Genomic DNA, 21,435 nt, shown 5'->3' on the forward strand with positions numbered 1-21,435 from the left:
CGCCCAGAATTCTGGCAGTTTTGGTCTGCGGACAAGGGGGAAGGGCCGGCGTTCCGGCCTGTCCAGGACTGAGATGGAGTTCATCTGGAAACGATGGCCGACAACGCCGCCAGAATGCCGGTCGCGACCCGGCTGAGGAATAATTTTCTCGCAGGTTTGATCATCTGCGCCCCGATCGCGATCACCATCTGGCTGACCTGGACCTTCATCCACTGGTCGGACAGCTGGGTCAGGCCCTATATTCCGGCACGCTGGAATCCGGAAAGCTATCTCAATTTTGCCATTCCCGGTTTCGGCCTGCTGACCGCCGTTATCCTGATCACCGTCGTCGGCTTCCTCGGCAAGAACCTCATCGGCCAGAGCATCGTCGGTTTCGGCGAATCCGTCGTCCAGCGCATGCCGCTGGTACGGACGATCTACAGAAGCGTGAAGCAGATTTTCGAAACCGTGCTGAAGGAGCAGTCGAACTCCTTCAAGAAAGTCGGCCTCATCGAATATCCAAGTCCCGGTCTCTGGGCCCTGGTTTTCGTTGCCACCGACGCCAAAGGCGAAATCGCTTCGAAGTTCAATGCGATGGGCCAGGATATGGTCGCGGTCTTCCTGCCGCCGACGCCGGTGCCGACGGCTGGTTTCCTCGTCTTCGTACCGCGCGAGAAGATCGTCTTGCTCGACATGTCGCCGGAGGATGCCGCCAAGTTCCTGATTTCGGGCGGTCTCGTGGCTCCTGAAATCCCCCAGCCGGAGCCGAAGCAGAAGCACTTGCCGCGGCCGAAGCCGGTGGCAGTTTCCAAGGCCGAATGATGCATGTCGCCCAAAAGTGTTCAGCGGTTTTGGGATAACGACATGCATGGAAGGAAGACTTAAAGCGCGCCGCGGCGCGCTTTATCCCGCTCTAAGAAAACGGATCGCCTCGTCGCGGCGGAAAAGATAGAGCAGCGTGCGGACCGCCGTTCCTCTCTCCGTTGTCAATTCCGGATCCCGCTCAATGAGGTAAGCCGCATCCTTGCGGGCGATCTCGAGCAGGTCGGCATGCGCCTCGAGGCTGGCGATGCGGAAACCCGGCGTGCCGGATTGCCGTGTGCCGAGCAATTCGCCTTCACCGCGCAGCTTCAGGTCCTCCTCGGCGATGCGGAAGCCATCCTCCGTCTCCCGCATAATCGAAAGCCTGGCATGGCCGGTCTCGCCGAGTGGTCCCTTGTAGAGCAGGATGCAGGTTGAGGCCTCGTCGCCGCGCCCGACGCGGCCGCGCAGCTGATGCAATTGCGCCAGGCCGAAGCGTTCGGCATGTTCGATCACCATGATCGTCGCATCCGGCACGTCGACACCGACCTCGACGACGGTGGTGGCGACGAGCAGCCGGGTCTCGCCGTTCTTGAACGCCATCATCGCCGCGTCCTTCTCCGGTCCGCTCATGCGGCCGTGGATGAGGCCGACATCAGGGCCAAGCGCTGAGACCAGCGTCGCATGCCGCTCCTCGGCCGACATCAGGTCGAGCTCTTCGGATTCTTCGACCAGCGGGCAGATCCAGTAGGCCTTCTTGCCCTCGGCAATCGCGCTTTGCAGCCGCCCGACGATTTCGCCGGTCCGCTCCATCGGCACGGTGATCGTCTGGATCGGCTTGCGACCGGCCGGTTTTTCGGTGAGCTTGGAGACGTCCATGTCGCCGAAGGCGGCGAGCACCAGCGTGCGCGGGATCGGCGTCGCCGTCATGACAAGCATGTGCGGCGAGAGGCCCTTGGCGGTCAGCCGCAGGCGCTGATGCACGCCGAAACGGTGCTGCTCGTCGACGACGGCAAGCATCAGATTGGCGTAGGCGACGCTGTCCTGGAACAGCGCATGCGTGCCGATGATGATCTGGGCAGCACCCGAGCCGATGCGCTCCAGGATTTCCTCCCTTTCGCGTCCCTTGGTGCGCCCGGTCAGCACCTCGACGCCGAGCCCGGCGCCTGCGGTGAATTTCGAGATCGTCGCGTGATGTTGCCGCGCCAGGATTTCGGTCGGCGCCATCAGCACGGCCTGGCCGCCGCTCTCGATCACCGCTGCCATCGCCATCAGCGCCACCAGCGTCTTGCCGGAACCGACATCGCCCTGCAGCAGCCGCAGCATGCGCTCGTTGCCGGCCATATCCTTCAAAACCTCGGCGATTGCCTCGTTTTGGCTTGATGTGAGCGAGAAGGGCAAGCTCTTCAGGATCTTGCTGCTGATGGCGCCGGTGGCATGCACCGGCTGGCCCGCCACCTTGCGCAGCCTCTGCCGCACCAGGCTCAGCGATAGCTGGCCGGCGAGGAATTCGTCATAGGCAAGCCGCCGCCGGGCAGGGGCCTGCGGGTCGATATCGGTTGGATCGCGCGGCTCGTGCAGCATGTGGAAGCTGTCGCGGATCGACGGCAGGCCCTGTTTCTCTGTCAACGGCAGGTCGATCCATTCCGGCAGCTCGGGAAAACGCGGCAGGCCGGCGTCGATGATCTTGCGCAGCGTCTTCGGTGAAAGTCCTGCCGTCAGCGGATAGATCGGCTCGACCAGCGGCAGGCTCTCCGTCTCGTCGGCCCTGACTATATAGTCGGGATGCACCATCGAGGCGCGGCCGTTGAACCAGTCGATCTTGCCGCTGACGGTCACCTCCGCGTCAACGGGCAGCTGCTTTTCCAGCCACGCCGCCTGTCCGCGGAAAAACACCAGCGTCAGCTCGCCGGTCTCATCATGCAGGAAGACGCGGTAAGGGATATTGCTTTTGCCGCGCGGCGGCACTTGGTGCCGGTCGACGCGCGCCGTGATCGTTACGATCGCACCCTGTGGCGCGCGGGCGATGCCCGGCTGGTTGCGCCGGTCGATCAGCGAGAAGGGCGCGTGGAAAAGCAGATCGATGACCCGGCAATCCTCCAGCGTCTCGCGCCCGAGCAGCTTGACCAGCAGGTCGGCGATCTTCGGTCCGACGCCCGGAAGGCCCGAAATAGGGGAGAACAGCGGATCGAGAATGGCGGGGCGCATGCGGCCAAAATGCGATGAACAATGCGGCCTTGGCAAGGCTGACAAGCCGCTTTCCAGGGTCTATAGAGGCGCATCAACAGGAAGGTAATGCCATGACAGGTGTCACGCTCACCAGTGCCGGTCTCGACCCGCGCCGCCGCCGGATCCTTTTCCGCTGCTGGCATCGCGGCATCCGCGAGATGGATCTGGTCTTCGGCCAATTCGCCGAAGCCGAGGTCGCCAGACTGTCGGAAGCCGAGCTCGACGAGTTCGAGACGATCATGGCGGAAGAGGACAATGATCTCGTCCGCTGGATCATGGGAACATGGCCGGTGCCTGAGCGTTTCCAGACCCCGATGTTTGCCCGCATCGCCGCCTACAAGCCCGATTTTGACAAGCCCCTCAGGACGCCGGAATGATCCCTGGTTTCGATGCGAAGAAGCTTGCGGCCATTGCCGAGCCGCTGACGATCGGCAATGTGCCGGCAGGCCTTGAAACGCTGCTGCTCGCCGAGCTCGCGCGAACGGGAGAGCCGGTCGCCTATGTCATGTCCGACGGCCACCGCATGGCCGATCTCGAACAGATGCTGGGCTTCGTCGCCCCCGACATTCCGGTTCTCACCTTGCCGGCCTGGGACTGTCTGCCATATGACCGCGTCTCGCCGAGCGCCGATACCTCGGCTCGCCGGCTGGCCGCACTCGGCGGCCTCATCGCCCATCGCAAGAAGCCGCATGCGGCAATCGTGCTCGTCACCGCCAATGCCATGCTGCAGAAGGTGGCGCCGCAGGATGTCATCGAAAGCCTGAGTTTTTCGGCCCGACCCGGTAACCAGCTGCGCATGGACGATCTCGCCGGCCGCCTGGAGCGCAACGGCTTCGAGCGGGTCGCCACCGTTCGCGAAGTCGGCGAATATGCCGTGCGCGGCGGCATTCTCGACGTCTTCGTGCCGGGTTCCGAAGAGCCGGTCCGCCTCGATTTCTTCGGCGACACGCTGGAAAGCATCCGCAGCTTCGATCCGGCCAGCCAGCGCACGATCGGGCAGGTGCGCTCCCTCGATCTCAACCCGATGAGCGAGGTGACGCTGACCCCGGATACGATCAGCCGTTTTCGCAAGAATTACCTCTCTGCTTTCGGTGCGACCACGCGTGACGACGCGCTGTATCTCGCCGTCTCCGAAGGCCGCCGTTACCCCGGCATGGAGCACTGGCTGCCGCTTTTCTACGAGAAGCTCGATACCGTCTTTGATTATTTGAGCGGCTTCCGGTTCGTCATCGATCATACGGTCCGCGAAGCAGCCGAAGAGCGCTCCAAGCTCGTTTTTGACTATTACGACGCCCGCCTGAATTCCGGCCAGCCGGTCAAGGGGATGACGCAGGGCACGCCTTACAAGCCGGTGACGCCGGGCCAGCTCTATCTCGACAGCAAGCTTTTCGTCAAAACCCTCGATGCGCTCGGCGCGATCCGCATCAGCCCCTTTAACGAGCACGAGGGCGAGGCGCGGCGGGTCGTCAACATCGACGCCCGCCAGGGCCAGCGCTGGGCTCGTTCGAATGCCGAAGGCGGCGGCGATGCCGAACGCATCAATATCTTCGACGTCGTCGTCAAGCATATTGCCGATCGCCGCGCCGCCGGCGCGAAAGTGCTCGTCACCGCCTGGACCGAAGGCTCGCTGGAACGCCTGCTGCAGGTGCTGAACGAACATGGCCTGGAAAAGGTCAAGTTGATCGAGGCGCTGAAGGATGTCGGCTCGCTGGCGAGAGGTGAGGCGGCTGCTGCCGTGCTCAGCCTCGAAGCCGGCTTCGAGGCCGGCGACCTCGTCGTCATCGGCGAGCAGGATATATTAGGCGACCGCATGGTGCGCCGCTCCAAGCGCCGCAAGCGCGCCGCCGATTTCATCTCGGAAGTCGCGGGCCTCGACGAAGGCTCGATCGTCGTCCATGCCGAACATGGTATCGGCCGCTTCATCGGGCTCAGGACCATCGAGGCCGCAGGCGCGCCGCATGCCTGCCTCGAGCTGCAGTATGCCGACGAGGCCAAGCTCTTCCTGCCGGTCGAAAACATCGATCTTCTCTCCCGTTACGGCGGCGAGGGCACCGAAGCCCAGCTCGACAAGCTCGGCGGCGGCGCCTGGCAGATGCGCAAGGCCAAGCTCAAGAAGCGCCTGCTCGATATGGCCGATGCGCTGATCCGCATCGCCGCCGAGCGCCTGACGCGCCATGCGCCGATGCTGACGACGCCGGAAGGCCTTTACGACGAATTCGCCGCCCGCTTCCCCTATGACGAGACCGAGGACCAGGAAAACGCCATCGAGGCGGTGCGCTCCGATCTCGGCGCCGGCCGGCCGATGGATCGCCTCGTCTGCGGCGACGTCGGCTTCGGCAAGACCGAAGTGGCGTTGCGCGCCGCCTTCGTCGCAGCGATGAACGGCGCCCAGGTCGCCATCGTCGTGCCGACGACGCTGCTGTCCCGCCAGCATTTCAAAACCTTTTCCGATCGTTTCCGCGGTCTGCCGGTGCGCATCCAGCAGGCCTCGCGCCTCGTCGGCGCCAAGGAGCTGGCGCTGACCAAGAAGGAGGTGGCGGAAGGCAAGACCGATATCGTCGTCGGCACCCATGCGCTGCTCGGCGCCGGCATTAAATTCGCCAATCTCGGCCTGCTCGTCATCGACGAGGAGCAGCATTTCGGCGTCAAGCACAAGGAGCGGCTGAAGGAGCTGAAGAGCGACGTGCACGTGCTGACGCTGTCGGCAACGCCGATCCCGCGCACGCTGCAGCTTGCCATGACCGGCGTGCGCGAACTGTCGCTGATCACCACGCCGCCGGTCGACCGCATGGCGGTGCGCACCTTCATCTCGCCCTTCGACAGCCTGGTCATCCGCGAGACGCTGATGCGCGAGCATTATCGCGGCGGCCAGAGCTTCTATGTTTGCCCCAGGCTTGCCGACCTCGAGGATGTGCATGCCTTCCTGCAGTCGGATGTGCCGGAGCTGAAGGTCGCCGTCGCCCATGGCCAGATGCCGGCCGGCGAACTCGAAGACATCATGAACGCCTTCTATGAAGGCCGCTACGACGTGCTGTTGTCCACAACCATCGTCGAATCCGGCCTCGACGTGCCTACAGCCAACACGTTGATCGTCCACCGCGCCGACATGTTCGGCCTTGCCCAGCTCTATCAGCTGCGCGGCCGCGTCGGCCGCTCGAAGGTGCGCGCTTTCGCGCTCTTCACCCTGCCGGTCAACAAGGTGCTGACGGCCACCGCCGAACGCCGGTTGAAGGTGCTGCAGTCGCTGGATACGCTCGGTGCCGGCTTCCAGTTGGCAAGCCACGACCTCGATATCCGCGGCGCCGGCAACCTGCTCGGCGAGGAGCAGTCCGGCCACATCAAGGAGGTCGGTTTCGAGCTTTACCAGCAGATGCTGGAAGAGGCGGTCGCCGAGGTCAAGGGTGTCGACGAGATCCACGACACCGGCTGGTCGCCGCAGATCTCCGTCGGCACGACGGTAATGATCCCGGAAGGATACGTTCCCGATCTGCACCTGCGCATGGCGCTCTACCGCCGCCTCGGCGAAATCACCGAGCTCAAGGAGATCGACGGCTTCGGCGCCGAGATGATCGACCGCTTCGGCCCGATGCCGATCGAAGTCCAGCATCTGCTGAAGATCGTCTACATCAAGTCGCTCTGCCGCACCGCCAATGTCGAAAAACTCGATGCCGGCCCGAAGGGTGTCGTCGTGCAGTTCCGCAACAAGGAATTCCCCAATCCGGCCAACCTGGTCGGTTATATCGGCAAACAGGGCACGATGGCGAAGATCCGTCCCGACCACAGCCTGTTCCTGACCCGAGACCTGCCGACGCCGGAAAAACGCCTGCAGGGGGCAGCGGTCATCATGACGCAACTGGCTGAATTCGCGAAGTAAACGGAGGAAGTTGGAATGGCGAAATACGGCGCAACGATCGCCTGGCAGCGCAACGGCGAGACCTTCACCGACAACCGCTACAGCCGCGCCCACCGCTGGACGTTCGACGGCGGCATCGAGGTGAAGGCATCTTCCTCCGCGCATGTCGTTCCGTTGCCCTATTCGGCCGAAGATGCCGTCGATCCGGAGGAAGCTTTCGTCGCCTCGCTCTCCAGCTGCCACATGCTCTGGTTCCTGTCGATCGCCGCCAAACAGCGCTTTTGCGTCGACAGCTATACTGATGCCGCCGAAGGTGTGATGGAGAAGAATGCCGAGGGTCGCCTTGCCATGACCGTCGTGACCCTCCGTCCGCATGTCGTCTTCAACGGTGAAAAGCAGCCCTCGCTGAGCGAGCTCGAAGCCCTGCACCATCGCGCCCATGACGAATGTTTCATCGCCAATTCGGTAAAGACCGAGGTGCGCTGCGTTCCGATTCTGGGCTGAGCTGGCCGTTGCCAAGTCGGAATTCCCGCAGCGTCGCTTTAGGACCATCTTCACCTTTCACCGACGCCGCGATCGACATAATCGGGCCGTAAGGAAGCTAACTTGCGATGGCTTTGGATGAAACGAATATCATTGATGCCATCGGAGTCGATAATGCGACAGGCGAGCTAGTGCTGACCATCACGGATCACCTTGCATGGACAGGAAGTGATAGTGAGCACCTTCGGTTACTGCAGGAAAAACTGAATACCTATTTGGGCTTTGTTGAGAGCGGTGAGATTTTGAGAACATATCCCGACGTCAAAGGCAGGGCTGTGTTAATAGACATTGTGTGCAAGTATCCACCGAGCCAGCAGGCCCGAGGCTTTTATGACCAAGTTGCACAAATCGTCGAAGGTGCCGGAATAAAACTCCAGCATCGATTGTTTCGCGCAGGTTAGTTTTTTAGCGACGAATACCTCAGCTCAAAAACAGCATTGTCGAACATCGCATCCGTCAGGAACCGTTTCAGCTTCATCCTCTAGCGTCTTCATCGCCAATCCTGTGAAGGCCGAGGTGCGCTACGTCCGGTTCTGCGCTCGGCGACGTCAGTTGAGCCCCGACCGCGCCTCGGCCTTCGCCTTGGCTATATCGCGCAGCGCGTTCGCCAGCACGTCGGGCGTCTGTGCGCCGCTGACGGCATATTGCTGGTCGAAGATGAAGAACGGCACGCCGTTGACGCCCATCTCCTGGGCCGCCTTGATCTCGGCGACGATCAGATCGCGGTCGGCATCGGAGGCAAGCAGCGAGGCGATGACTGAGCGGTCGAGGCCTGATTTTTCGGCGATATCGAGCAGCACCGCATGGTCGCCGACATTGCGGCCTTCCTCGAAATTCGCCTTGAACAGCGCGTCAACGACCTTGTCCTGCTTCTCGCGGCCTTCGATCATCGCCCAGTGGATCAGTCGATGCGCATCGAGCGTGTTCGGGCCGATCTTGATCGCCTCGAAATTAAAGGCAATGCCGACCTCGCGGCCATAATCGCTGAGCATCTTGTGCGCTTGCGCCACGCGCTCCTCGCCGCCGAGCTTCTCGGCCAGCGCCTTCTTCTGGTCGACGCCTTCCTTGGGATAGTCGGGATTGAGCCGGTACGGCCGCCAGTTGATGTCGACGCCGATTTGGTCCTGCACCTCGGCGATGGCGAGTTCCAGCCGCGCCTTGCCGAGATAGCACCAGGGGCAGACGACATCCGAGACGACGTCGATGGTGATACGCTCCATGATGATTTTCCTTCTATGGGTCTCCAAGGGAGACATGTAAGCCGGGCGGTTCGGCTGTTCTTATTGGGCGCTCGTATCCCACCAGAGCGGCAGCTGGTAGCCATAGAGTGGCACCGTGTCGGGATGGCCGATGCGTTTGCTGCGCGCCACCCATTGCTGATCCATATGATAGAGCGGCAGCACGTAATGGCTGGACAGCAGCAGCCGGTCATAGGAGCGCACCGCTGCGGTGAAATCCTCGGCCGAGCGCGCCCGGAGCAGGTGATCGATCAGCGTATCGAGATCGGGGTCGGCAGCGCCGGCGAAGCTGTCGCTGCCCTCGCGGGTCTTCGCGGCCGAAGACCAACGGCCGAGCTGTTCGTTTCCTGGCGATAGCGACGACGTGTAGGACTTCATGATCATGTCGTAGTCGAAGCTGTTCGTCCGGCTCTGATACTGCGAATCATCGACCGTGCGAATCGAAGCGGCGATGCCGATCGTCTGCAGCGAACGCTGGTAGGCGACGGCGAGCTTCTCCTGGTCGGCATTCTGCGTCATGATCTCGAAGGCGAGCTGGCGGCCGGAGGCATCGAGCATCTTGCCGCCCTGAATCGTATAGCCGCCCTGTTTCAGCAGCTCGACGCCCTGTTTCAGCACATTGCGGTCGCGGCCGGAGCCGTCGGTGACTGGCAGCTTGTAGGTGCCGTCGAGAATCTCCGGGGCAATTTTGTCCTTGATCGGCCCGAGCAGGGCAAGCTCGGCCGCATTGGCGGGGACGCCAAAACTCGACAGCTCGGAATTCTGCCAGAAACTCTGCGTGCGCTTGTAGGCGCCGGAATAGAGGTTCTTGTTCGCCCATTCGAAATCGAACACCAGCGACAGGCCTTCGCGCACCTTGAGATCGGCAAAGATCGGCCGGCGCGTATTGAACACGAAGCCGAGCATGCCGCTCGGCAATTTCGGCGTGAACACGTCCTTGACCACGACCCCCGAGGTGGCGGCGGGGAAATTATAGGCATTGGCCCAATGGCCGGGATTGCCATCCGGATAGATGTCGACATCGCCCTTCTTGAAGGCCTCGAACAGCGTCGTATCCTGCAGGAAATACTGGACGGTGATCTGGTCGTAATTGTCGGTGCCGACCTTGGCGGGAATGTCCTTGCCCCAGTAGTTGGGGTCGCGCTCATAGGTGATGCTCTCGCCGGGCTTCACCGTCTTCACCTTGTAGGGACCGGACCCGACCGGCGGCGTCAGCGATGAACGGTCGAAGGTTGCCGGATCGATCGCATGTTTCGGCAGCACCGGAAACAGACCGAAAATCAACGGCGTCTCGCGGTCGGCCTTGTCGTTGAAGGTGAAGCGCACGCTGTGCTCGCCGACCTTCTCCATCTTGGCGACGACGTTGAGGCGGTTGGCGAAGGGCACGCGGCCCTTGTCGCGCATCAGCTCGAAGGTGAACATCACGTCTTCCGGCGTCACCGGCTGGCCATCGGCCCATCTCGCCTTCGGATTGAGGTTGAACTGAATGAAGCTCCGATCGTCGTCCCATTCGACCGACTCGGCAAGCAGGCCGTAGAGGGTGAAAGGCTCGTCCCTGGAGCGCTGCATCAGCGATTCGTAGACGAGATTGCCATAGTCCGGATCCCACATGCCGCGCGCCGTCGTGCGCATGCTCTTCAGGATGAACGGGTTGAGGCTGTCGAAGGTGCCGACCACGCCATAGGTGATCTTGCCACCTTTTTTCACGTCGGGATTGACGTAAGGGAAGTGCTTGTAATCAGCCGGCAGGGCAGGCTCGCCGTGCATCGCGATGCCGTGCAGCGGCTCGGCGGCGACCGTGCCGCACAGCAGCGAGAGGACGAGGGGGACGACGATACGGAGCATTCGGCAATCCTTGATCCGTGAAAACGGGGCATGATTCACGCCAAGATTATCATGGGGTCGACCGATTCCAACACGGAGCGGCGATTTCTTTGGCATCGCGACGAAATGCGCGTCAAATTGCCAAAGAAGTGCTGGATATCTTGCACGCTGCGATGTAACAGGTGAACCCGAAGTTTAGGGGTCATGCATTTGCCTTATTTTTTTAAGAGGTGGAGTGCCGAACGACCCGATGGTTGGGGCGGCAAGACGTTGCCCCGAACGGATATCAGGAGACGGAATTCGTTATGATGTTCAAGTCTGAAAAGAAAATGCGGGCAGCACTGTCCGTTCTGGCAGTGGTGTTCGGCGCTTCGGCTCCGGTCTCCTCCTTCGCGCAGAATGCGGCGGCACAGGCTCCGGCCGATGCCCCGGCACAGGCCGCAGGAGCGCCGAAGCTCGGCTGGTACAAGACCTGCAGCAAGCAGGAAGACAACGACATCTGTGTTGTCCAGAACCTGATCCTCGCCAATGGCGGCCAGCTCGTCACGGCCGTCGGCCTGATCTCGGTTTCCGGCAAGATTAACCGCAAGCTCCTGCAGGTCTCGGTTCCCACGGCACGCCTCGTCCCTCCCGGCGTCCTCATGCAGATCGACGGCGGCAAAGGCCAGAAGCTCGACTACGCCGTCTGCCTGCCGGACAAGTGCACCGCTGAAATCCCGCTGACCGACGCGATGATCGCCAGCCTCAAGAAGGGCAGCGACGTGATCTTCACCTCGATCAACTTCCGCCGCGCCCCGAACCCGATCAAGATTTCGCTTGAAGGCTTCACCGGCGCTTATGACGGCGAACCGGTTTCCGAATCCAAGCTCGTTGAAAGCCAGCGCAGCCTCCAGGAAGGCATGCAGAAGAAGGCCGAAGAAGCCCGCAAGAAGCTGGAAGACGCCCAGAAGGCAGCCAAGGCGCAGTAATTCTGTCACCTCCTTTGAAACAGAAACCCGGCTTCACGCCGGGTTTTTGTTGCGTAAAGAAAAGGCCTCGCCGGGAGAAGCGAGGCCTTGATTCAACGATCGGCACCAGTGAGTTAGTGGGCGAAGCTCATCTTGGGTTTGAACTGCCCTGACGGGGCCTGATCGAAAATCTGGTAGATCTGCGGGTTGCGAAGCGGCGTGCCGCTTTCGTCGTTCATCAGGTTTTGCTCGGAGACATAAGCGACATATTCGCTTTCGTCATTCTCGGCGAGCAGGTGATAGAAGGGCTGGTCCCTGCTCGGGCGCACCTCGGCGGGAATGGAATTCCACCATTCCTCCGTATTCGCGAACTCCGGATCAACGTCGAAGATGACGCCGCGAAACGGAAAAACCTTGTGCCGAACCACTTCGCCGATACTGAACTTTGCTGTTCTTTCTTTCATGGTACGACTTCCTTTCATCACCGAATTTGGTGATTGGTGTCGCGCAAATCAAGATTTTTGCGCGAGTTCGTCACATGAACGTCACATCCTCACCATTTGCCGTTCATGACCAGGGAGGCGAAAGCCCCGGCAAGCCGGGACTTTCCATGTTCTGAGCCGATCAGGCCGAATAGTACATGTCGTATTCGACCGGATGCGGCGTCATTTCGAAACGCATCACCTCAGCCATCTTCAGCTCGATGAAGGCATCGATCTGATCGTCGTCGAAGACGCCGCCGGCCGTCAGGAACTTGCGGTCCTTGTCGAGGCTTTCAAGCGCTTCGCGCAGGCTGCCGCAGACGGTCGGGATCTTCTTCAGTTCCTTCGGCGGCAGGTCGTAAAGATCCTTGTCCATGGCCTTGCCGGGATGGATCTTGTTCTTGATGCCGTCGAGGCCGGCCATCAGCATGGCGGCGAAGGCGAGATAGGGGTTGGCGGTCGGATCCGGGAAGCGGACTTCGACGCGTTTGGCCTTCGGGTTGGATCCGAACGGAATGCGGCAGGAAGCCGAGCGGTTACGCGCCGAATAGGCGAGCAGCACAGGGGCTTCGTAACCCGGGACGAGACGCTTGTAGGAGTTCGTCGACGGATTGGTGAAAGCGTTGATCGCCTTGGCATGCTTGATGATGCCGCCGATATAAAACAGGCAGCTCTCGGAAAGGCCGGCATATTCGTCGCCGGCAAAGGTCGGCTTGCCGCCCTTCCAGATCGATTGGTGCACGTGCATGCCCGAGCCGTTGTCGCCGAAGATCGGCTTCGGCATGAAGGTCGCCGTCTTGCCGTAGGCGTTGGCCACTTGGTGGACGACATATTTGTAGATCTGCATCTTGTCGGCGTTGCGCACCAGCGTATCGAACTTGATACCGAGTTCGTGCTGGGCGGCCGCGACTTCATGGTGATGCTTTTCGACGACGACGCCCATCTCGGAGAGCACAGTCAGCATTTCCGAACGCATGTCCTGGGCGCTGTCGACGGGGGGGACCGGGAAATAACCGCCCTTGATGCGCGGGCGATGGCCGAGGTTGCCGGTCTCGTAATCGGTGTCGTCGTTCGACGGCAGTTCGGTCGAATCGAGCTTGAAGCCGGTATTGTAAGGATCGGCCTTGTACTTGACGTCGTCGAAGACGAAGAATTCGGCTTCCGGCCCGACAAAAACCGTATCGCCGATGCCGGATGCCTTGAGGTAGGCTTCGGCCTTCTTGGCGGTGCCGCGCGGATCGCGGTTATAGGCCTCGCCGGAGACCGGATCGAGGATGTCGCAGACGATGACCATGGTCGACTGGGCGAAGAAAGGGTCCATATGCACCGTTTCGGTGTCGGGCATCAGCACCATGTCGGACTCGTTGATGGCCTTCCAGCCGCCGATCGAGGAGCCGTCGAACATCACGCCGTCAGCGAACATGTCTTCATCGACGCAGACGACGTCCATCGTCACATGCTGCAGCTTGCCCTTCGGGTCGGTGAAACGCAGATCGACGAACTTAACGTCGTTCTCCTTGATCTGCTTCAGAATTTCGCTTGCGGTCGCCATTAAGTAGTTTCCTCCGATTTGCTATGACGGTGTGGCTCGGCGATGACGGTAACGGACTTTGCGCGATTGGCAAAGTGGTCAGATGGCATCAATGCCGGTCTCGCCGGTGCGGATGCGGATAACCTCTTCGACGTTGGAAACGAAGATCTTTCCGTCGCCGATGCGGCCGGTCTGCGCCGCCTTGCGGATCGCTTCGATGACGGCTTCCGCGTTCTCGTCGGCCAGTACAACCTCGACTTTTACCTTCGGCAGGAAATCGACGACGTACTCGGCTCCGCGGTAGAGTTCCGTGTGGCCCTTCTGACGGCCGAAACCCTTGGCTTCCGTGACCGTGATACCCTGCAGGCCGACTTCCTGAAGGGCTTCCTTCACTTCGTCCAGCTTGAAAGGCTTAATGATCGCTTCGATCTTTTTCATGAGAAAATGTCTCTCCGCTTCTCCTGTTATGGCAGGAATTTTCCCGCTCGCCGAATATGATGCAGATATCGTGCCAGTTTGAAATCCATCTTATCGAAAAAAGACGTCGATTCTGTCAAAACCGGCACGTTTGCGGGGAATTCTATGTGGTTTTGGTGGCAGAACGGATGAAAAAACATTGTCTCCGATCAAAATCACACCCGAAACGGAAAAAGTCAGGTATTTTCGCAACTGCGAATACACCTCTCGCGATGATGAAAAGATAGGCAAATGCTTAAATGTCGTTCTTCTCTTTGGTATTTCAGGCGGTTGTTTTTTAGGCGTTTTTTGATTGAATAGGGTGATGATCAAAAACCTGTCCGACCTTCTTCTCACGCCGGCCGAAATGGCCGCCGTCGATACGGCCGCAGCCGCGTCCGGCATCGATTCCTTCGCCCTGATGGAAAGGGCAGGCGCCGCGGTTGCCGCCGCGGCTCTGCGCCTCCATCCCGGAGCGCTGCGCTTCGTCGCGCTTTGCGGGCCCGGCAACAATGGCGGCGACGCCTATGTCGCAGCACGTCATCTGCAGCAGAGCGGGGCGAGGGTGGCGCTCTTCCACCTCGGCGATCCCGTGAGGCTGAAGGGCGATGCCGCCCGCGCCCGCAGGAGCTGCGCATTGGAGGGACAAGGACTCGACCTCTATCGGCCCGAAACCGGCGACGTCGTCATCGATGGCCTGTTCGGGGCGGGGCTTGGTCGCGCGGTGTCGGCCGATGTGCGCGCGCTGATCGGCCGCGTCACGCAGGCCGCTATTCCCGTGCTCGCCATCGATCTGCCCTCCGGCCTCGATGGCCGCACCGGCAAGGTGCTGGGTGCCGCCTTCCGGGCCTGCAACACCATCACCTTCATGACCCGCAAGCCCGGCCATCTGCTGATGCCAGGCAGGGAGCTTTGCGGTGAATTGGAGGTCTTCGACATCGGTATCCCCGCTCGTATCGTCAGGGCTGAAGCGGGGGGTCCCATCGCCGAGAACACGCCGGATGCCTGGAAGCGCGTGTTGCCGGTCGAGCAGTTGGAAACCCACAAATACAAGCGCGGTCATCTGGTCGTCTTCTCAGGCGAGGCCGACAAGACGGGTGCCGCGCGCATGTCGGCGATCTCGGGTCTGAAGGCCGGCGCCGGCCTGGTGACGATCGCCGCCCCCCGCGCGGCGATGACCGCCAATGCGGCGCATCTCACCGCCGTCATGCTGCATGCCATCGACGACGAGGCCGACCTTGGCGACTGGCTCTCCGACAAGCGGCTGCAGACCTTCGTCCTCGGCCCCGGTTTCGGCATCGGCGCCAGGGCGCGCGGCTTCGTCTCGGCCCTTGCCGATCGCCATCTGGTGCTTGATGCCGACGGCATCTCTTCGTTCAAGGACGATCCGCAACAGCTGTTTGATCTTTTCGAGGGTGAGCCGCGGCTGGTGCTGACGCCGCACGAAGGCGAATTCGCGCGGCTCTTTCCCGATATCGGCGGCGACGAAGCGCTCGGCAAGGTGGCCAAGGCCTTGGCCGCCGCCCGCCGCGCCAATGCCGCGATTATCTACAAAGGCGCCGATACCGTCATCGCCGCGCCAGACGGCCGTGCGCTCATCAATACCAACGCTCCCGTCTGGCTTGCCACCGCCGGTTCCGGCGACGTACTTGCCGGCATCATCGGCGGATTGCTCGCCCAGGGCCTGCCGGCCTTCGAGGCCGCGGCTGCCGGCGTCTGGCTGCATGGAGAGGCAGGTCAACGCGCCGGCAAAGGGCTGACGGCAGAGGAGCTTGCTGCCGAAGTATTGCCGTTTTAAAACGTCGCTGCGCGTCCTTTCGGAGGGCGGATGCCGCCATCCGGCGGCGGATCTGCCCGCTGCTGGTCTTCTGCACCTTGAACGCAGAATCTGGACCGTCATCCGACATGTCTGACTGTGGCACAGTCTGAATGCCGGCTGAATGACGGCCATTGTCGTCGCGACCCTTGCGTGGCATCTTCCGGCCGGAGGATTCCGCGTCTCGTTGACGGGCTTTCCGTTTTTTTGCGTAAGTCTGTCTTTCGACGGAGGCTCGAATGAGTATTGGCCTGATCGCCCTACTTGATGATATCGCGGCATTGGCCAAGGTGGCTGCGGCGTCGCTCGACGATATTGCCGGCCAGGCTGCCAAGGCGGGCGCGAAAGCGGCCGGCGTCGTCATTGATGATGCGGCCGTCACACCCCGCTACGTCACCGGATTTTCGGCAGCACGCGAATTGCCGATCATCGGCAAGATCACGCTCGGCTCGCTGAAGAACAAGCTTCTGATCCTGCTTCCGGCAGCACTGATCCTGAGCCTTGTCGCACCGCAGTCGATCACGCCGCTGCTGATGATTGGCGGGCTTTATCTCTGCTACGAGGGTGTGGAAAAAGTCTACGAACTGGTGCTGCCGCATGCAGCCCATGCCCATGAATCGGCACTCGAGACGACAAGCCTCGATGCCAAATCGCTAGAAGACGAGAAGGTTGCTGGCGCAATCAAGACGGATTTCATCCTGTCGGCCGAAATCATGGCGATTACGCTCGCCGCGGTGCCCTCAGGCAGCATGTTCACGCAAGCCGTCATCCTTGCCGTTGTTGGACTGGGTATCACGATCATGGTCTATGGCGGCGTGGCGCTTATCGTGAAAGCCGATGATCTGGGTCTGATGCTGGCGCGTGTGCGGACGGCATCTCCGATGGGCGCCGCCTTGCGTTCGATCGGGGAGGGGCTTGTCACAGGCATGCCTTATTTTCTGAAAGTGCTCGGCATCGTCGGAACGGCCGCCATGATCTGGGTCGGCGGCGGCATCATCGTTCATGGCCTCGAAGCCTATGGCATCAGCGGCCTTGCGCATCTGATCCACGAGGCCGGCGAGGCGACTGCGCATGCGGTTCCCGTTCTGGCATCGGTGCTGCGCTGGGTCGTCGAGGCCGCAGGCGCGGGTATCGTCGGTAGCGTCGCCGGCTTGATCGCGATTCCGGTCACAGGCTACGCCGTCTCGCCGATATGGCGGTACCTCAAATCGCTCCTGCCGCGCCGACGGAAAGAGGCGCTGGCGAACGGGAAGAAATGAAGCTTGCGGCTATCGGCGGGCAAGCCTCGCCTATTTCGCCAGCGCCTGCTGCAGGGCGATTGCTCCATGCGGTGCATTGACCTTGCCCTCATGGATCATGAAGGCGAAGACGTCGCGCGGCTCGACCTTCACCTTGCGATCTCCATCGATCAGCGGCAGGTCGTCAGGAACCTTGCCCTCGGCCCAGGTCTCCAGCCGGTCTGCCCAGGCCTTCAGGTCCTTTTCCGGATAGCAGGTCGGGATATCGTCCGATCCCTTCTGCAGCCGCGCATAGACGAAATCGGCCGTGACGTCGGCGATCATCGGATATTCGAAATGTTCGGCGCAAACAGGCGCCACGCCGTATTTCGCCAGCAGCGCGACGAACTCCGGCACCTTGAAGGAATCGTGCCGCACCTCGACCACGTGGCGGAGCGTCAACCCGTCCTGCTTTGCAGGCAGCAGCTTCAGGAAGGCTTCGAAATCTTGCGGATCGAACCTCTTGGTCGGCGCGAACTGCCAGAGCAGCGGCCCGAGATGATCGCCGAGTTCGCTAATGCCCGATGACAGAAACCGCTCCATCGATTCACCGGCTTCGGCAAGCACCCGCCGGTTGGTGACGAAACGTGTCGCCTTCAGCGAAAAGATGAAACCGTCCGGCACGTCAGCCGCCCATTTGGCAAAGACCGCGGGCTTCTGCGTGCTGTAATAGGTGCCGTTGACCTCGATAACCTTCAGCTGGCGGCTGGCATAATTCAGCTCGTCCTTCTGCTTCAGGCTCTCGGGAAAGAAATGCCCGCGCCAGGGCTCGAAGGTCCAGCCGCCGATGCCGGTGCGGATAGTGCCGGATTTCGTCATGTCGTCCTCCCCATTCGCAGCCGCTCAGGCCGCATTGATCTCTTTCGTCATGTAGACGAGCGTCCATCCTGGCCGATAAGGGTTCGGTCGGCGACCCGTTTCCTGAAATCCGAAGGCGCTGTAGAGCGCGATATTCGGCTCCATCCGCGCATTCGTGTAGAGCCGGATCTCCGGCACGGCCAATTCCCGCGCCTTGCCCTCCAGCCAGCGCAGCATCGCCAGCCCATGTCCGGCACCCTGAAAGGCCGGCGAAACGGCGATGATGAACAGCATGAGGTGATCGGAATGCCGTTCGACGACCGCCAGACCGGCCGTTTGCCCGCCGATCTCGCGCAGCCAGACCTCGCCGCGTTCGATCCGCGGCGCGTAATCCTCCGTCACCGGGATCGGCGGAGCGCCGAAGAGTTCGGTATAGGGCCGATAGGCGGCTGTTGTCAGCGTCGCGATCGTTTCCAGATCATCGGGCGACGCTGGCCTCATCGTCATTCCGCCGCAACCGCCTTCTTCACCGGGCGCCGTTCCAGCAATTCCTTCAGGAACTGTCCGGTATAGGACCGCTTTTCCCTGACGATTGCTTCCGGCGTGCCGGTCGCGACGATCTCGCCGCCGCCATCGCCGCCTTCGGGGCCGAAATCGAGCACCCAGTCGGCCGTCTTGATGACTTCGAGATTGTGTTCGATCACCACCACCGAATTGCCCTGGTTGACCAGTTCGTGCAGCATTTCGAGCAGCTTGGCGACGTCGTGGAAATGCAGGCCGGTTGTCGGTTCGTCGAGAATGTAGAGCGTGCGTCCCGTCGAGCGTTTCGACAGTTCCTTGGCAAGCTTGACGCGCTGCGCCTCGCCGCCCGAAAGCGTATTCGCCTGCTGGCCGACCTTGATATAACCGAGGCCGACATCCTTCAATGATTGCAGCTTGTCGCGCACGGCAGGCACCGCCGTGAAGAAATCGACGCCTTCCTCCACCGTCATGTCGAGCACGTCGGCGATAGACCTCTGTTTGAAGGTGACGTCGAGTGTCTCGCGATTGTAGCGCTTGCCGTGGCAGACGTCGCAGGTGACGTAGACATCGGGCAGGAAGTGCATCTCGATCTTGATGACGCCGTCTCCCTGGCAGGCCTCGCAGCGTCCGCCCTTGACGTTGAAGGAGAAGCGGCCCGGCTGGTAGCCGCGGGCCTTTGCCTCCGGCAGACCGGCGAACCAATCTCGGATCGGCGTGAAGGCGCCGGTATAGGTCGCCGGGTTCGAGCGCGGGGTGCGGCCGATCGGCGATTGGTCGATATCGATCACCTTGTCGATATGCTCGAAGCCGTCGATGCGGTCGTGATCGGCTGGGTTTTCACGCGCGCCCATGACGCGCCTTGCCGCCGATTTATAGAGCGTTTCGACCAGGAAGGTGGATTTGCCGCCGCCGGAAACGCCGGTTACCGCCGTAAACACCCCGAGCGGGATCGACGCCGTGACGTTCTTGAGATTGTTGCCACGCGCCCCGACTACCTTGATCTCGCGGCCCTTCTTCGGCTTGCGGCGCTCATTGGGAACCGGAACGCCGAGCTCGCCCGACAGATATTTGCCGGTCAGCGAGTTTGGATTGTCCATGATATCCTGCGGCGTGCCGTGGGCGATCACCTGGCCGCCGTGAATGCCGGCTGCCGGGCCGATATCGACCACGTCGTCGGCCGATAGGATCGCATCCTCGTCATGTTCGACGACGATGACGGTGTTGCCGATGTCGCGCAAGTGCTTCAGCGTGTCGAGCAGCCGGGCGTTGTCGCGCTGATGCAGGCCGATCGACGGCTCGTCGAGCACGTAAAGCACGCCTGTCAGCCCCGAGCCGATCTGCGAGGCAAGCCGGATGCGCTGGCTTTCGCCGCCCGACAGCGTGCCGGAATTGCGCGACAGGCTGAGATATTCCAGGCCGACGTCATTGAGGAAGCGCAGCCGGTCGCGGATTTCCTTGAGGATGCGCACGGCGATCTCGTTCTGCTTGGCGTTGAAGCTTGCCGGCAGCGTCTCGAACCAGTCACGGGCGACGCGGATCGACATCGCGGTCACTTCGCCGATATGCAGCGTGTCGATCTTCACCGCCAACGCCTCCGGCTTCAGGCGGAATCCGTTGCAGGAAGGGCAGGGGGCAGCCGACATGAAGCGTTCGATATCCTCGCGCGCCCAAGCGGAATCGGTCTCCTTCCAGCGGCGCTCGAGGTTGGTGATGATGCCTTCGAAATTCTTCTGCGTCGTATAGGAGCGGGCGCCATCGGCATAATGGAATTCGATCTTGTCGTTGGTGCCGTTGAGGATGACGTCCTTGGCCTCGTCGGAGAGATCGTTCCAGCGGGTGCCGAGCTTGAAGCCGTAATGTTTGCCGAGCGCTTCCAGCGTCTGGTTGTAATAGGGCGAGGTCGACTTGGCCCAGGGCGCGATCGCCCCGTCGCGCAGCGTCCGTTCGGGCTCGGGCACGATCAGATCCGCATCGATCTTCTGTTGGGCGCCGAGGCCGTCGCAGGTCGGGCAGGCGCCGAACGGGTTGTTGAAGGAGAAGAGCCTGGGTTCGATCTCGGGAATGGTAAAGCCCGAGACTGGGCAGGCGAATTTCTCCGAAAACAGCACGCGTTCATGCGTCTCGTTCAGCGACTTGTTGGCCGAACCGCCGGCCGACGTCTCTTCCGGCGGCAGCGGCTTGTCGGCGAATTCGGCAACCGCCAGCCCGTCGGCGAGCTTCAGGCAGGTCTCCAGACTATCCGCCAGGCGTGCCGAGACATCCGAACGCACGACGATGCGGTCGACCACCACGTCGATGTCGTGCTTGTATTTCTTGTCGAGCACCGGCGCCTCGGCGATCTCGTAGAACTGGCCGTCGACCTTGACGCGCTGGAAGCCCTTCTTCATCAGCTCCGCCAGTTCCTTCTTGTATTCGCCCTTGCGCCCGCGCACGAGCGGCGCAAGGATATAAAGCCGGGTGCCCTCGCCGAAATCGAGGGTACGGTCGACCATCTGGCTGACGGTCTGGCTCTCGATCGGCAGGCCGGTTGCCGGCGAATAGGGAACGCCGACGCGGGCAAAGAGCAGGCGCATATAGTCGTAGATCTCGGTGACGGTGCCGACCGTCGAGCGCGGGTTACGCGAGGTGGTCTTCTGCTCGATCGAGATCGCCGGCGACAGCCCGTCGATCTGGTCGACATCGGGCTTCTGCATCATCTCGAGGAACTGCCGGGCATAGGCCGACAGGCTCTCGACATAGCGCCGTTGGCCCTCGGCATAGATCGTGTCGAAAGCAAGCGAGGATTTGCCGGAACCCGAAAGCCCGGTCATGACGATCAGCTTGTTACGCGGCAGATCGAGATCGATGCTCTTGAGATTATGCTCGCGCGCGCCGCGGATGGAGATCGTCTTCAGTTCGCTCATCGTCTCTGCTTTGGTTTTCTGGATAACAGCCCTTATTTAGTGATGCCGACGGGCGAGTCGAGGCTGAATATCCGCAAGGGCTCAAGGTTTTCGATTCTGTTGACAGGATCATACGGATAACCTAGAACAAATAAAGAACAAAAATCCTGATGGATGCATGCGGCGTTCTGATGGATAAACATGTGGATTAAATGCCGCCCATGCGCATCGGCGGTCCGTGATGGTTTAAGGTGCGC

At 61.5% G+C, this 21,435-nt stretch carries 17 protein-coding genes; 8 read left to right on the top strand and 9 right to left on the bottom strand.

Going from position 1 to position 21,435, the window contains the following annotated elements; all coding sequences use genetic code 11:
• The first annotated feature begins 93 nt into the window (after positions 1-93).
• Positions 94-801 (top strand): DUF502 domain-containing protein, encoded by a 708-nt coding sequence (locus tag N2A41_RS09805; protein WP_260110819.1) that lies wholly within the window; start codon positions 94-96, stop codon positions 799-801.
• A gap of 81 nt (positions 802-882) precedes the next feature.
• On the opposite strand, the gene recG is transcribed toward N2A41_RS09805, so the two are convergent.
• Complete coding sequence (recG, locus tag N2A41_RS09810) at positions 883-2,988, bottom strand: ATP-dependent DNA helicase RecG (RefSeq protein ID WP_260110820.1); 2,106 nt, start codon at positions 2,986-2,988, stop codon at positions 883-885.
• A 92-nt stretch (positions 2,989-3,080) separates the two neighbouring features.
• Between recG and N2A41_RS09815 the strand changes: the two genes are divergently transcribed.
• From N2A41_RS09815 to N2A41_RS09830, 4 genes are all read left to right on the top strand, one after another.
• On the top strand, positions 3,081-3,386 hold the full coding sequence (locus tag N2A41_RS09815) for an FAD assembly factor SdhE (protein WP_012757428.1): 306 nt from the start codon (positions 3,081-3,083) through the stop codon (positions 3,384-3,386).
• Positions 3,383-6,883: a transcription-repair coupling factor gene (gene mfd, locus N2A41_RS09820; RefSeq protein ID WP_260110821.1), complete on the top strand. Its 3,501-nt coding sequence runs from the start codon at positions 3,383-3,385 to the stop codon at positions 6,881-6,883. Before N2A41_RS09815 ends, mfd begins: the two co-directional genes overlap by 4 nt.
• A gap of 15 nt (positions 6,884-6,898) precedes the next feature.
• Positions 6,899-7,366 (top strand): OsmC family protein, encoded by a 468-nt coding sequence (locus N2A41_RS09825; protein ID WP_260110822.1) that lies wholly within the window; start codon positions 6,899-6,901, stop codon positions 7,364-7,366.
• 107 nt (positions 7,367-7,473) lie between these two features.
• Complete coding sequence (locus N2A41_RS09830) at positions 7,474-7,806, top strand: DUF6572 domain-containing protein (RefSeq protein WP_260110823.1); 333 nt, start codon at positions 7,474-7,476, stop codon at positions 7,804-7,806.
• Positions 7,807-7,953: 147 nt separating this feature from the next.
• Here N2A41_RS09830 and N2A41_RS09835 read toward each other — a convergent pair whose 3' ends face one another.
• Together N2A41_RS09835 and N2A41_RS09840 are read right to left on the bottom strand one after the other, a co-directional pair.
• On the bottom strand, positions 7,954-8,625 hold the full coding sequence (locus N2A41_RS09835; protein WP_162118611.1) for a DsbA family oxidoreductase: 672 nt from the start codon (positions 8,623-8,625) through the stop codon (positions 7,954-7,956).
• Positions 8,626-8,685: 60 nt separating this feature from the next.
• Positions 8,686-10,488: an extracellular solute-binding protein gene (locus tag N2A41_RS09840; RefSeq protein WP_260110824.1), complete on the bottom strand. Its 1,803-nt coding sequence runs from the start codon at positions 10,486-10,488 to the stop codon at positions 8,686-8,688.
• Between the two features lie 284 nt (positions 10,489-10,772).
• On the opposite strand from N2A41_RS09840, the gene N2A41_RS09845 reads away from it, so the two are divergent.
• Positions 10,773-11,435, top strand: coding sequence for an invasion associated locus B family protein (locus N2A41_RS09845; RefSeq protein WP_222383945.1), 663 nt, complete (start codon positions 10,773-10,775; stop codon positions 11,433-11,435).
• A 113-nt stretch (positions 11,436-11,548) separates the two neighbouring features.
• On the opposite strand, the gene hspQ is transcribed toward N2A41_RS09845, so the two are convergent.
• The 3 genes from hspQ to N2A41_RS09860 form a co-directional block, all read right to left on the bottom strand.
• Positions 11,549-11,878 carry a heat shock protein HspQ gene (gene hspQ / locus N2A41_RS09850; RefSeq protein WP_222383946.1) on the bottom strand — a complete coding sequence of 110 codons (330 nt, stop codon included), beginning with the start codon at positions 11,876-11,878 and terminating at the stop codon, positions 11,549-11,551.
• Between the two features lie 160 nt (positions 11,879-12,038).
• On the bottom strand, positions 12,039-13,448 hold the full coding sequence (glnA, locus tag N2A41_RS09855; protein WP_017964276.1) for a type I glutamate--ammonia ligase: 1,410 nt from the start codon (positions 13,446-13,448) through the stop codon (positions 12,039-12,041).
• A gap of 78 nt (positions 13,449-13,526) precedes the next feature.
• A complete protein-coding gene (locus tag N2A41_RS09860; protein WP_015339877.1) occupies positions 13,527-13,865 on the bottom strand; it encodes a P-II family nitrogen regulator in 339 nt (112 codons plus the stop codon).
• 343 nt (positions 13,866-14,208) lie between these two features.
• Between N2A41_RS09860 and N2A41_RS09865 the strand changes: the two genes are divergently transcribed.
• Together N2A41_RS09865 and N2A41_RS09870 are read left to right on the top strand one after the other, a co-directional pair.
• The gene (locus N2A41_RS09865; protein WP_260110825.1) at positions 14,209-15,681 is read left to right on the top strand and encodes an NAD(P)H-hydrate dehydratase; all 1,473 of its coding nucleotides are present in this window, start codon (positions 14,209-14,211) and stop codon (positions 15,679-15,681) included.
• A gap of 257 nt (positions 15,682-15,938) precedes the next feature.
• The gene (locus tag N2A41_RS09870; RefSeq protein WP_260110826.1) at positions 15,939-16,958 is read left to right on the top strand and encodes a DUF808 domain-containing protein; all 1,020 of its coding nucleotides are present in this window, start codon (positions 15,939-15,941) and stop codon (positions 16,956-16,958) included.
• A gap of 30 nt (positions 16,959-16,988) precedes the next feature.
• Here N2A41_RS09870 and N2A41_RS09875 read toward each other — a convergent pair whose 3' ends face one another.
• From N2A41_RS09875 to uvrA, 3 genes are read right to left on the bottom strand one after another with little or no spacing between them, the layout of a single operon-like run.
• Entirely contained in the window at positions 16,989-17,795 is an 807-nt protein-coding gene (locus tag N2A41_RS09875; protein ID WP_222383949.1) for a DUF72 domain-containing protein, read from the bottom strand.
• A gap of 24 nt (positions 17,796-17,819) precedes the next feature.
• A complete protein-coding gene (locus N2A41_RS09880; protein WP_260110827.1) occupies positions 17,820-18,281 on the bottom strand; it encodes a GNAT family N-acetyltransferase in 462 nt (153 codons plus the stop codon).
• Positions 18,278-21,199 carry an excinuclease ABC subunit UvrA gene (gene uvrA, locus N2A41_RS09885; RefSeq protein WP_260110828.1) on the bottom strand — a complete coding sequence of 974 codons (2,922 nt, stop codon included), beginning with the start codon at positions 21,197-21,199 and terminating at the stop codon, positions 18,278-18,280. Before uvrA ends, N2A41_RS09880 begins: the two co-directional genes overlap by 4 nt.
• Positions 21,200-21,435 lie beyond the last annotated feature (236 nt).

Origin of the sequence: Rhizobium sp. SRDI969 (assembly GCF_025152725.1) — a bacterium.
Lineage (GTDB): Bacteria > Pseudomonadota > Alphaproteobacteria > Rhizobiales > Rhizobiaceae > Rhizobium > Rhizobium leguminosarum_I.